Annotated in this window: 9 protein-coding genes and 1 pseudogene; 4 read left to right on the plus strand and 6 right to left on the minus strand. The window is 69.3% G+C overall.

Translation table 11 applies throughout. The features are described from left to right. Positions 1-111 precede the first annotated feature (111 nt). From kdpB to POF73_RS31875, 4 genes are all read left to right on the plus strand, one after another. Positions 112-2268 carry a potassium-transporting ATPase subunit KdpB gene (kdpB, locus tag POF73_RS31860; RefSeq protein ID WP_272122481.1) on the plus strand — a complete coding sequence of 719 codons (2157 nt, stop codon included), beginning with the start codon at positions 112-114 and terminating at the stop codon, positions 2266-2268. 334 nt (positions 2269-2602) lie between these two features. Next, entirely contained in the window at positions 2603-3421 is an 819-nt protein-coding gene (locus tag POF73_RS31865; protein ID WP_272122483.1) for an SDR family NAD(P)-dependent oxidoreductase, read from the plus strand. A 197-nt stretch (positions 3422-3618) separates the two neighbouring features. Next, entirely contained in the window at positions 3619-4431 is an 813-nt protein-coding gene (locus POF73_RS31870; RefSeq protein ID WP_272122485.1) for a GNAT family N-acetyltransferase, read from the plus strand. Next, positions 4428-4817, plus strand: coding sequence for a hypothetical protein (locus POF73_RS31875; RefSeq protein ID WP_272122487.1), 390 nt, complete (start codon positions 4428-4430; stop codon positions 4815-4817). The genes POF73_RS31870 and POF73_RS31875 overlap by 4 nt, the downstream gene beginning before the upstream one ends. A 115-nt stretch (positions 4818-4932) precedes the next feature. On the opposite strand, the gene POF73_RS31880 is transcribed toward POF73_RS31875, so the two are convergent. From POF73_RS31880 to POF73_RS31905, 6 genes and pseudogenes are all read right to left on the minus strand, one after another. Further along, positions 4933-7065 carry a tetratricopeptide repeat protein gene (locus POF73_RS31880; protein WP_272122489.1) on the minus strand — a complete coding sequence of 711 codons (2133 nt, stop codon included), beginning with the start codon at positions 7063-7065 and terminating at the stop codon, positions 4933-4935. A gap of 364 nt (positions 7066-7429) precedes the next feature. Next, positions 7430-8050 carry a hypothetical protein gene (locus POF73_RS31885; protein ID WP_272122492.1) on the minus strand — a complete coding sequence of 207 codons (621 nt, stop codon included), beginning with the start codon at positions 8048-8050 and terminating at the stop codon, positions 7430-7432. A 194-nt stretch (positions 8051-8244) separates the two neighbouring features. After that, positions 8245-9768, minus strand: coding sequence for a DUF1996 domain-containing protein (locus tag POF73_RS31890; RefSeq protein ID WP_272122494.1), 1524 nt, complete (start codon positions 9766-9768; stop codon positions 8245-8247). Between the two features lie 36 nt (positions 9769-9804). Then, positions 9805-10014, minus strand: a complete 210-nt coding sequence (locus tag POF73_RS31895) for a hypothetical protein (RefSeq protein ID WP_272122496.1) — start codon at positions 10012-10014, stop codon at positions 9805-9807. Positions 10015-10476: 462 nt separating this feature from the next. Further along, positions 10477-11069, minus strand: a pseudogene (locus tag POF73_RS46350) (glyoxalase superfamily protein). 259 nt (positions 11070-11328) lie between these two features. Then, positions 11329-12063 (minus strand): glycoside hydrolase family 16 protein, encoded by a 735-nt coding sequence (locus POF73_RS31905; protein WP_272122499.1) that lies wholly within the window; start codon positions 12061-12063, stop codon positions 11329-11331. Between the last annotated feature and the right edge of the window lie 89 nt (positions 12064-12152).

The following is a 12152-nucleotide window of genomic DNA, read 5'->3' on the forward strand; positions in this document are numbered from 1 at the left end:
CCCCCCCCCCCCCCCCCCCCCCCCCCCCCCCCCCCCCCCCCCCCCCCCCCCCCCCCCCCCCACGGGTCGGCGGCCATCGTCCCTGTCCCCCACCGAGACACGAAGGTCTCCATGTTTCCCGCCGCTCCAGAGCAGGCCCCTCCGTCCCGTCCCCAGCGAGCCGCCCGGCCCGGAACGGAGGGCGGAACTGGGCGCCGTCGCGCCCCGAGCGGGCTGTTCGAACCCGTGCAGCTCATCCGTTCCTTCCCCGAGGCGCTGCGCAAGCTGCACCCTCGGGTCCTGATCAGAAACCCGGTGCTCTTCGTCGTCTCCGTCGGCGCGGTCCTCACCACGCTGTCCGCGCTGCTGCACCCGACCGTCTTCACCTGGGTGATCAGCCTCTGGCTGTGGCTAACGGTGATCTTCGCCAACCTCGCCGAGGCGGTCGCCGAAGGCCGCGGCAAGGCCCAGGCCGAGTCGCTGCGCAGGGCACGCACGGACACGGTGGCGCTGCGGCTTCTGCACTGGAGCTACGGCACCGATCCGCGCATCGCCCGCACCGAGGCCGTCGCAGCCACCGACCTCAAACCACTCGACGTCGTCCTGGTCGAGGCGGGCGATTTGATCCCGGCGGACGGCGACGTCATCGACGGTGTGGCGGCGGTCGACGAGTCCGCGGTGACCGGCGAGTCGGCCCCGGTCATCCGGGAGGCGGGCGGCGACCGCAGCGGTGTCACAGGCGGTACGACGGTTCTGTCCGACCGCATCCTCGTCCGGGTCAGCGCCCGGCCCGGGCACAGCTTCCTGGACCGGATGATCGCCCTGGTCGAGGGTGCGGCCCGGCAGAAGACGCCGAACGAGATCGCCCTGAACATCCTGCTGGCCTCGCTCACGATCGTCTTCATCCTGATCGTGGTCACCCTGCAGCCCATGGCCGCGTACGCGAACGCGGCCCAGTCGACGACCGTGCTGGTGGCACTCCTCGTCACCCTCATCCCGACCACGATCGGTGCCCTGCTCTCGGCCATCGGCATCGCGGGCATGGACCGCCTGGTGCAGCGCAACGTGCTCGCCATGTCGGGCCGCGCGGTCGAGGCGGCCGGTGACGTGAACACCCTGCTGCTGGACAAGACCGGCACCATCACCCTCGGCAACCGCGAGGCTGCCGCCTTCGTCCCCCTGCCCGGCATCGACCCACGCCAGCTCGCGGACGCCGCCCAGTTGTCGTCGCTGGCCGACGAGACGCCGGAGGGACGCTCCGTCGTCGTCCTGGCGAAGAAGGAGTACGGGCTGCGGGAGCCCGCCGAGGGCGAGTTGACGAATGCGCGCTGGGTGGCGTTCAGCGCACAGACCCGGATGAGCGGCGTCGATCTGCGCTGGGACAACGGCGCGGTGTGCGCGATCCGCAAGGGCGCCGCCCAGCAGGTCATCGAGTGGGTCCAGATGTACGGCGGCCAAGTCCCGTCCGAGGCACGGCACTTCGCCGACTCGGTCGCCGCCTCGGGCGGCACCCCGCTCCTGGTGGCGGTGCACGACTGGGACGGGCCCCGGGTACTCGGCCTGATCCACCTGAAGGACGTGGTCAAGGACGGCATCCGCGAGCGCTTCGCCGAACTGCGCCGCATGGGCATCCGCACTGTCATGGTCACCGGCGACAACCCGTTGACGGCGAAGGCGATCGCCCAGGAGGCGGGCTTGGACGACTACCTTGCCGAGGCGACTCCCGAGGACAAACTCGCGCTGATCCGACGTGAGCAGGCCGGCGGCAAGCTGGTCGCGATGACCGGTGACGGCACCAACGACGCCCCGGCGCTGGCCCAGGCGGACGTCGGCGTGGCGATGAACACCGGGACGTCGGCCGCCAAGGAGGCCGGCAACATGGTCGACCTCGACTCCAACCCGACCAAGCTGATCGAGATCGTGGAGATCGGCAAACAGCTCCTCATCACCCGGGGCGCGTTGACGACGTTCTCGATCACCAACGACGTGGCGAAGTACTTCGCGATCATCCCGGCGATGTTCACGAGCGCCTACCCGGGCCTGGATGCGCTGAACATCATGGGCCTGCACAGCCCGACCTCAGCGATCACTTCGGCGATCATCTTCAACGCCCTGATCATCGTGGCGCTCATCCCCCTCGCCCTGCGCGGCGTCCGCTACACCCCGTCCTCCGCGCACGACCTGCTGCGCCGCAACCTGCTCCTGTACGGCCTCGGCGGACTGGCGCTGCCCTTCGTGGGCATCAAGCTGATCGACCTGCTGATCTCGGGGGTGCCCGGCCTTGGCTGAACCGCGCCCGGTGGCATGGCTCGCCCGTCAAGGTCCCGTAAGCGCACGTCAGGAGCCCGTCAGAGAACGGGATTCCGGCTTGCCGGTGCCGTGCCGAACCGCTTCCATGGAATACGTGAACAGCGCCTGGCTTCTCTTCGACCGGCCGCCGAGTCCCGCTCGGCCGCTGAGTCGTGCGCCGCGCTGTCCGGAAGCGCCCGCCTCTCGCTGACGCGCTCTCCGTGACCCGAGGGGCGCCGTGATCCCCATCCGGCGCCCCTCGTCTTTCCTTTCTCACCGCATGCCCACCGCCCCGCCGGGGCCACTGGGCATGCCCGCAACCCCGGATGGGATCATGCCCGAGTCCACCCTTTCATCCCTTTCTGGCCGCACCGTCCTGGTCACCGGCGCCACCTCCGGCATCGGCTACGAGACCGCCCGGCACCTCGTCGAGCGAGGCGCCACCGTGCTGCTGCACGGACGTACCGCCGAGGAGGCCCTCACAGCCGCCGACCGCCTCGCGGCGACAGCGGGGATCGACGCCCCGCAACTGCGCGCGTACGGCGCGGACTTCGCCCGCCTCGACGAGGTCGAGACCCTCGCCCACAAGGTCGTCGCCGAACACCCGCACCTGGACGTGCTGGTCAACAACGCGGGCATGGCCGCGCCCGAGCGGCACACCGTGACCGCCGACGGCAACGAGATCGCCTTCCAGGTCAACTTCCTCGCCCACTACCTCCTGACCTGCCTGCTGGAGCCGGCGCTGACCAGCGACCCGGGCGGCCGTGTGGTCAACGTGTCGTCGGCGTTGCACCGCACGGCCTCGATCCAGTGGGCCGACCCCAACCGCGCCCGCCGCTACTCCCGGCTCGCCGCCTACGCCCAGTCCCAGCTCGCCCTCACGGTGTTCGCGGCCGACCCGCGCGTGACCGCGGTCTCCGTCCACCCCGGCGTCTGCGACACCGCCCTGCTCCCGCTCTACGCCCACGAGGGCACCTCGCCCGCCGAGGGCGCCGCCCACCTGGTCCGGCTGTGCGACCCGGCGGTCGAGATCGTCAACGGCGCCTACTACGACCGCGACCAGCGGGTCGAGCCGGCCCCGGCCGCCACCGAGGACCGCACGGTCAGGCGCCTCAACAAGCTGGCTGACCTGCTGGTCGGCCGTACCGCTTGAACATCGATCCACAGCAGGGGAGTTGATGCGCATGTCGAAGCGCGCTCGCAAGAAGAAGGACCGCCGCAAGAAGAAGTCCAACCACGGCAGCAAGGCCGGCCAGCACTGACTGAGCACGGCGGAGCGGGTCGGGCGAACAGCAAGGCTCCTCACTCGACCCGCCCCGCCCTCACTCCCTATTCCCCCCCGAGGCACCGATGATCGAAATCCTCCCCCGTGACCTGCCCGCTCCCAGCCGGTGGTTCCCCACGGGTTCCCCGGGCCCCACCGCCATCGCCGAGCACGTGCTGACCACGGGCAACGGCCGCTGGTGGGCCGACCGCCCCGTCGAGCCGCGCGTCATCGCCGCATCCTGCGCCGGTCACGTCGTGCTGCGCGGCGTGCCCGACGCGCTGGCACCGCAGACGCTGGCGCCCCTGGCCGACAGCCGCGTCGACGCGCCGTCCCGCTTTCTGCCGGCGCTGGACTCCGCCTTCGAACGCCTCACCCCTTGGGAGCGCATGACCTGGACCCTCCAGGCCGAACCGCTGCCCGCCAAGCTCCCGATGAGCGTGACCGTAAGGCGCTTGGAGGCCACGGACACCGAGGCGGTGCACGTGCTGGAGCCGGAGGCGTCCTGGCTCTCGGCGAGCTGGGGCGGACCGCGTGGGCTCGCCGTCGGCGGACACGCCTGGGCGGCCGTCAGCCGGACCGGCCGGATCCTGGCGGTGGCATGTACCTACTTCCGCGGCACCCGCTACGAGGACGTGGCGGTCTACACCGTCCCCGACCGCAGACGCCACCACCTCGCCCTCGCCTGCGTCACCTCGCTCTGCGCGGACATCACGGCACGGGGTCACCTCCCCAGCTGGAGCTGCTCGGTCCACAGCCGCGCCGACCGCCTCCTCGCCTGGACGGCGGGCTTCCGCCTGGTCCACGAATACGTCCACTACGCGGTCGGGAGCCCCGTCGTACGCGATCGCCCACTCAACGCATGGGAACCATCCGAGGCAGGCAGAGAACCGACATGACCAGAACCCCGCTGTTCGCCCTCCGCATCCTCGACGGCCGCCACGAGATGACCGTCACCCGGCTCAAACGCGCGGACGACTCTTTCACCCTGCACTACACGGTCACGCCCCCGCTGCCCGATTCCGGCAGCGAGCCACCCCTCGTCCCGGTCCTGGAAGCCCGGGACGACCTGGACAACACCTACGACGACCGCGGCGGCGCCTACGGCACGGCCCCGGCAGCGATAGGCGGGCTGGCGGCCCCTCGTGTCTCGCCGTCGGCGGGTGGGGTGCGGCTGCAACCGGGTGAGGCCAGATCCAGTGAGTCAGCAGCTCCAGAACTTCGACTCCGCAATCCACGAGGAGCGTGCGGCCCTGTTTCGAGAAGGGCCGGCTCTGCTTGCTGATGCTCCGCCGGAACGGCGCGCCCTGCTGGAGGAGTGGCATACGCATCGGGCCATCCGGCCTCTCAAGCGCCGTCGCTTCCCAAGCTGCGAGCGCGAGTTCGATTCTCGTCGCTGGCTATTGCTCGAGAGTCGGGGCGGTGTGGGGAGGCAGGGCCGTGGCTCGCTCACGGGCCTGGATGGCTTCTGGTTCGGCGTCGGCTTGTTCGTAGGCGTCGGCGGCGGCGAGCCAGTGGTGTCGGGCCTGGTCGAGGTGGCCGGCGTTCTCGTGGGCGTGGGCGAGGTGTTGGTGGGTGGTGCCGATGGTGTGCCAGTCCTCGAACTCGTGCTGGATGGTGAGGGCTTTGGTGTAGGCGTCGACGGCTTCGGCGGTGTTGCCGGTGGCCTGCAGTGCGATGCCGGTGTTGCGCCAGGCCTTGGCTTCGCGGTCACGGTTACCGGCTGTGCGGAACAGTTTCCGTGCCCGGGTGTGGGCGTCGATGGCGTCGTGAGGGCGGCCAAGGTCCATCAGGGCGAATCCGGTGTTGTTGAAGACGTAGGCCTGCCCATTGCTGTCGCTGAGGGCACGAAACAGCTCGCCCGCCTGTTCCAGGACAGGAAGTGCCTCACTGGGGCGGCCTGCGACACGCAGTGCGGAGCCGAGGAAGTTCCAGGCGAAGGCCTCTCCGGTCCGGTCGCCGACTGCTGCCAGCAGGTCGCGGGCACGGGTGAGCGCATCGATGGCTTCGACCGGCCGGTCCGCCGAGCGCAGCGCCAGGCCGAGGTAGTTGCAGGCTTCGGCTTCGGCCGCGCGGTCGCCGATAAGGCGGGCCGTGTCCTGTGTGTGGCGGCTGACGGTGACGAAGTCGTCGTAGTAGCGGCGGAAGTACAGGTAGGTGCCCAGCAGCAGGCCCAGCCGGACCAGGAGGGTGCCGTGGCGTGCCTGCGCCGTGCCGTGCATCGTGGCCAGCAGATTCGCCCGCTCGGTGTCGAGCCAGGCGATGGCCTGCGCCCGGCTGCTGAACACCTGTTGGGACACGGGCGTGTCTGTCCACCAGCGGACCAGGTCGACGGCGGCGGCCGTGCGGTGAACGTAGTGCTCCAGCACTCGCTCCCGGGCGGCCGCGGCCTCTTCGGCCAGGACGTCATTGCTCTCGGCAACCTGGGCCGCGTAGTCCCTCACGAGATCGTGCATGCGCCATCGGTGCCGGCTGCTGCCGCGCTGTATGAGATGCGCGCGCTCCAGCGCAGCGAGGTCTGCGCGCGGCGAGTCGGCTTCGCCCAGCAGCGCGGTGATGGCCTCAAGGCCGGTCTCCGGCCCCGGCGCGAGCGCCAACAGCCGCAGTAGCCTGGCCTGCTGGGCCGGAAGAGCGCGATAGGAAAGCTCGAAGGTGGCCCGCACGCTGCGCTCCCCGTCATCCAGTTGGTCCAGAAGGCTGCGCGACGCGGTCAGGTCGCGGCCGAACTCACTCAGGGACATGCTGTGGTCCGCGATCAGCAGGGCCGCGGCGATCTGCAGGGCAAGCGGCAGGCAGCCGCACAGCGCGGCCAGTGCGGATGCCTGCGAGGCATGGCCCGCCATCCGCGCATCGGCGGGATCTGCCGCATGCAGTGCGCGGTCGAGCAGTTCGCAGGCGCCCTGCGTCGACAGTTCGTCCAAGGCGAGCAGGCGAGCGCCCAGGGTGGGGAATTTGTGTCGTGACGTGGTCAGCATGCGGTGGCGAGAGTCGCCGGGCAGCAGCGGTCGCACCTGGCTGACCGACGAGGCGTTGTCCGCCACCACCAGTACCGGTCCGCTCTCCCGCGCGCGACGGGCGAGCGCCGCGCGGTAGAACGCGGAACGTTCCTCCGCTTGTACCGGGATGTGCTCCGGCCGGGTGCCCAGCGCCCGCAGCAACAACTGCAACGCTTCATCGGCGCCGATCGGCGACTCGTCGTAGCCGTGCAGATCGACAAAGAGCGTGCCGCCCGGAAACCACCCCCGAGCCCGGGCCTCATGGGCGGCCTCCACCGCGAGGGCTGTCTTGCCGATGCCACCCAACCCCGACACCGCGGCTACCAGCACGGCCTGAGGCCCCGGCTGCACAGGATCCAAGGCCTCCAGGAGCCTGCGCAGTTCGTCATCGCGGCCGGTGAAGCCAACCGTCCTGGCAGGCAGAGAATCGACAGCAGTGGGCGCAGGCACATACGGCTGATAGTCGGCCCTGCCGATCACCGGCCCTGTGAACTGCCCGCCTCTGAAGTCGAAATGGTCGTCGTACTCGACACTCATCACGCCCCCCGGCACCCCCGACTGCCTCCACGGTACGCCGACGCGTGTCGATGCCCGAGTGAGATCCAGGACCGCGCGCAGCATCCCTCGCCACCTTGCGGGCCTCCAGGGTGACCACATCTGCGATGTGGACGTCAACGTCCAGGGCCGAGCGGGTCCCCGAAGACGACCTTGTGTTCCAGGCACGGAACAGCAGCAGGCCGGCTGCGGCACAGCACCCGAGTACAGCGACCAGTTGACCCTCAGCAGCCCTCAATGGCCGGCTGACCAGGCCAGCGTGGATGATCTGCGACCAGACACTGACCATCCCCTCCTACCGGCTCCAGTAGCTGTAGCAGGGCAAGGACCCGAACGCGGGCGGCGACTACAACAGCCTGCCGTGGCGGCTCGGCCTGGCCGCTCCCCTGCAGGTGGCCGAGACGAGCAGGGCGAATCCGAGCGCGAAGCCCAGCATGGTGTACACCCCGCGCGGCCAGAAGATGTGGCTGTCGATGAAGGACCAGCCGGAGACGAGGAGCACGGCTGTGCCGGGCAGAACCCGGAGGCCGTGTCGGGGAAACAGTGCCACCGCGGTGGCCAGCACGGCGGCGATGAGGGCGTAGGCGCCCACCTGGCCGAGCGCCTCACCAATGTCGTAGAGCGGATGTTTCAGCGGTCCCAGTTGCGCGGTCTCGTGGGCGTGTTCGACGGTGGTTCCGGCGGCTATGCCGGCGACGGCGTCGAGCCCGGTGTAGAAGGCCGCGTAGACGAAGGCGGCCACCCAGGCCACCACTGTGGCCACGCCGGCGAGGTCTCGGCGGGGGCGCTGCCACAGAGGTACCAGGAGTCCGATCGTGAGCAGTGGGAAGACCGGCAGGAGCGCGATGTGCAACTGCGTCCAGTCCGCGGCCGTCGCCCGGGAGAGTCCGTGAGGGTGGGCGAGGCCGACCGCGGCAAGGAGCAGCGGCACGGCCGTGACAAGACAGGTCCGCCGAAAGGTCGCCATGCGGTGATCGTAGGGAGGCGCAGGATCGGATCCGGGCTCTCGTGCGGCCACGTAAGGGGTTCGTAAGGTGGCGGGAGGGTGAGCGAAGAGTCCCGTGCGCTGTGCTCGGCGTCGGTCTTGCGCCCGGGCCTGTCCGCGGTGTGCGATGGCCGCGGACAGGCCCGGTCTGGGCGGACCTGCTCAGCTCAGCAGGGTCACTGGCAGGTCTTGCCGGTGTTGATGCACTCGACCATCTGGTTCATGAGCTGCTCGTCGAAGACGTTGACGAAGTCGCCGTGGTCGGTGATCGGCTTGTGCAGCTGCTCGGGGAACCCGTCCACGGAGAAGAACGGGCGCGACTGGCCGTTGTCGTTCAGGCTGGGCGCGTCCACGTCGTACACCAGGCGTTGCACCAGCTGCGGGATGGCCTGGAAGCCGTTCGGGCAGGCTCCGGTGCGCGGGTCGGCGAACGCAACGTGGTCGCGGTGGTTGGCGCTGTCGATGTTCTGGCCGTCCCAGCAGCTCTGGAACTTGGACGTGCGCACCACGCTGCTGCCCTCTGGACAGATCGGGTACTTGTCCGTCAGCTGCCGGTCCTCGAAGCCGGTGCAGCTCCACGCGGCGTTGGCATTGGCCGTTCCGTTGGTGAAGGCCTTGGCGTCTCCGGTGATGATGCGCAGGAACTTGGGCATCGCCACGACCTGGCTGCTCGGGTTGCCGACATACTCCAGAGTGACCTCTGAGGCGGTGAGGATCTTGCCGACGTTGCCTTCCGCGCCACCGCCGGGCTGGTTGGCGTCGAACTCCTGGGTGCCGTCCTGCAGGCGGAGGACCGGCCAGTAGTACGACGACTTGTCACCCTGGTTCTGGCAGGTGGTCTCTCCGGCCGCGAAGTCCTGGTTGTCGGCGAAGGCGTCGTTCGCCTGGTTGCCCACGTAGTCGTGTGTGTGGTGCGCCCCATTGTCCACACCGGGAGCGACGATGATGTTGTCGGAGTTGTAGAGCTTGTTCTCGTTCACGCCGCAGTCGGTGGTGAACTTCCCGAGCGAGGCGTTCTGCTGCTTCTCAGGGCTGCTGACGTTGGGCTGAACGGTGGTGATGTCCACGAAGTCGGAGGCGGCCGGACCATTGCCGGCAGGACCGTTGCCGGCCTGACCACCGCCGGCGTTCTCCCCCTGCCCGTTCCCTTGGTCCTCACCGTTTCCCTGGTTCTGGCCCTGGCCGTTCTGGCCCCCGCCGCCCTCACCGGTGCCGGAGGCCCGGAGCGTGCAGGCGGCGAGGGACTCCAGTCCCTGCGGCCGGTCGGCCACCCGGCCGATGGCGATCGCGATGCGGTCGATGGTCGCGGTCCGCTTGGCCTTCAACGGGCCCATGACCGCGTTGTCGGCGAAGCCGGCGTCCTGCTGTATGGCCCGGGTCGAGTTCTGCAACCGCTGGTAGGCCTCCGCGACTTGCTGGTCCAGCTGTGCGAGTTCCCGGTCGACCTCCGCCCTTGCCCGGTCGGGCACCTGCCGCAGCCGGGTACCGACGTCGGGACAGTCGATGGTGGCGGCCCCCGCCGCCATGGCTTGGCCGATTCGATCCTGGGGCGAGCTCTTGGTGGTGTTGCCGCCTCCGCTCTCACCGGCCTGGGCGTACACATTCGCGACTATCAGCCCTCCTGCCCCCAGGGCCGTCGCCGCCACCGCGGCAACAGCCCGGCGGGTCGTCTTCGATCGCTTGCGTGTGTTGCGTCGCATGGGGACTCCTCCGAGTTCTCCGATTCAAGTGCCGCTTCAGTGCTGCTCCTGAGCACCCCGCGGCTGAGCATTCGATGCCGATGCAGCAAAGCCGGACGGCGGGGCGAGGGCGATCACCGCGACCATGACGCGCAGGTCCACCTCGCCGGACTGGGAGACGACGGCCGAATCGGCCCAACGCCGACGCCTCCGGGCGCCGACCGGCAGAACCTGGACGGTCAGCGACAACGCTCCGTGTTTGCGCATGTGGCTGATGACTCCCTCCAGTCCTCAAGTTCCGTCGCTCTACCGCGGCTTCGTGATCAGAGTTACGGACGGGACGCTCACGAAGGCGAGGACTCGGGGGGCGTGTCAGCCTCTCGTAAGGATTGGCAGCGCCGCCCCGTGTGCCACGCCGGGAGAGCGAGCGAACGCGCTCGACGCACCCAGCTCGCGGGAACTCCTGCTTCCCAGCGGGGGTCCGTGGCAGGCGAGGCCGGGGTCACCGATGGTGTTGGCGCCCGGGCCGGAGTTGCCGGCGGGGTCCGGGAGGCGTTCCTCCAGATCGTCGACGCCCTCCGGCTCAGAGGGTCGCGCGCAGATGGCTGACGGCTCCAGCCGTAGATCGTGATCTTGCTGTCGTCGCGGCCCGGTGGAGTGGTCCGTGCGGGGGGGGGATCGTGTCGGCAGAGCACGCATTGCGTGCCGCAGTGCGCTCTGCCGGGGCGGCTACTGCTCGGATGGCGACTGTGTGAATCTCAGGATATTGCCGTACGGATCGATGACCTGCAGTGTCGGCCCTCCGGGCGCGTCCGGATCGATACCGGGACGTACCGGCACATCCGGTCGGGCGAGCAATTCCTTGTGCAGGGCGGACACATCGCGCACCGGGATCCAGACCACGCTGTTGAGGGCGCCGTCGCCGTGGTGTTCGGAGAGGTGCAGCACGGCTGACGAGCGCGATACCTCACGTACAGTGGCATCCCGGGCTCGAACCGGTGCTCCCGGTCCAGGGCGAAGCCCAGGTAGTCGAGGTGGAACGGCAGTGCCTGTGCGACTGACATGACGCGCAGGACCGGCACGCCCGGGCTGATGTCCGGCGCGGCAGGGCTCCAGGCGCGGCTCGTCAGGGCGGCGAGCACGTTCCAGTCCTTGGTGCCGAGCTGATGGGCGATCAGTTCGAGCGCGAGGCTGTGCGGGATGTCGACACCCGCTTTGCCGAGGTCTTCGCGCAGGAGCCTGGCGAGCTTCTTGGCCCGGTCAGCGGTAGGGGACGTCATCGCGTCGGCTTTCCACGCGGCCCATCCTGCCGATGCTCGCATTGTCGGCCGGCGCCGCGTTCAGTGAGCCGAGGCGAGGCGACCCACGGTGCATTCACCCAACCTTGAAAGGCGTGAGCGGCCGGCTGCACCAGGCCGCCACCGATCGCACCGGGTGGCCCGACGCGATGGCACCACTGGCGTAGCGCCTCGCCCTCACCTGGTGACTCTGCGGCAGGTCGCGGTTGGGCTTCGTCGAAGAATTCAGCATGTGGCTGGTAGCCCCCCGACACACCGGTCAGGGGGCTTTGGCAGGTTGACCTCAGGGGCGGTACGGCGTGTGGGTGATGGAGGAGATCTTGAGGTAGCGGGCGCCGTCAGGGGTGGCCCAGGTGGAGGAGTCCGGGTTGCCGGGCCAGTCACCGCCGACCGCGATGTTGGCGATGAAGCGCAGGCCCGTCCCGGCCGGAGCCCTGTACCAGGTGGTGCCCGTGATGGCGCCGTCCACGGCGAAGTCGATGTGGTCCGGGAACCAGCTGAACGAGTACGTGTGGTACGAGTTTGTCCAGCCGGAGGAGTTCGTCTTCGAGAACTGCTGCTGGACGTTATTGACGTCGTGGGACGTTTGGTAGACGACGCCCGGGTTCTGTCCCACGATTTCAGCGGCGTCGAACTCCGGCAGCCACGGATTCAGGTACGCCGCCCAGACGGCTGGCAGCAGTCCGCGCCCGTTGGGCATGTTCGCAGTGAAGCTGTATGTGCCGTACCCGTACAGCGCCGTCGACTCCACGCGGCCTGAGTGGTAGACCCCACCCCCGGCGTTGTACGCCTTGATCACCAGAGTGTTGCCCTCGTACCAGACGCAGTCCGGCCGGTACGTCTGCAGCTCGTTGTTGGCGGTCCACCTTCCGTTGATCTTGTTCCAGGAGTTGACGGTCACTGGAGTGCCCCAGGAAGCGGCCCGTGCGGTCTGCGCACCCAGCATCAGTGCGGGGGGTACGGCCAGTGCGGCACCGAGTATGCGTCTGCGGCTCGGCCTGCGAGGTGGGGGGGTCATCGCGGCTCCATTGCTTGGATGAACGAAGGGGGGTGGGAGCGATCCCATGCTCTACCTGTGGCTGGACTGTAGGATTTAGTTCGATCATT

It is taken from the genome of Streptomyces sp. HD (assembly GCF_028369295.1).
GTDB lineage: Bacteria > Actinomycetota > Actinomycetes > Streptomycetales > Streptomycetaceae > Streptomyces.

Coding starts and splice junctions, on each gene's coding strand:
- POF73_RS31880 (WP_272122489.1), bottom strand. CDS start 7,065: ATGAGTGTCGAGTACGACGACCATTTCGACTTCAGAGGCGGGCAGTTC.
- POF73_RS31885 (WP_272122492.1), bottom strand. CDS start 8,050: ATGGCGACCTTTCGGCGGACCTGTCTTGTCACGGCCGTGCCGCTGCTC.
- POF73_RS31865 (WP_272122483.1), top strand. CDS start 2,603: ATGCCCGAGTCCACCCTTTCATCCCTTTCTGGCCGCACCGTCCTGGTC.
- kdpB (WP_272122481.1), top strand. CDS start 112: ATGTTTCCCGCCGCTCCAGAGCAGGCCCCTCCGTCCCGTCCCCAGCGA.
- POF73_RS31875 (WP_272122487.1), top strand. CDS start 4,428: ATGACCAGAACCCCGCTGTTCGCCCTCCGCATCCTCGACGGCCGCCAC.
- POF73_RS31870 (WP_272122485.1), top strand. CDS start 3,619: ATGATCGAAATCCTCCCCCGTGACCTGCCCGCTCCCAGCCGGTGGTTC.
- POF73_RS31895 (WP_272122496.1), bottom strand. CDS start 10,014: ATGCGCAAACACGGAGCGTTGTCGCTGACCGTCCAGGTTCTGCCGGTC.
- POF73_RS31905 (WP_272122499.1), bottom strand. CDS start 12,063: ATGACCCCCCCACCTCGCAGGCCGAGCCGCAGACGCATACTCGGTGCC.
- POF73_RS31890 (WP_272122494.1), bottom strand. CDS start 9,768: ATGCGACGCAACACACGCAAGCGATCGAAGACGACCCGCCGGGCTGTT.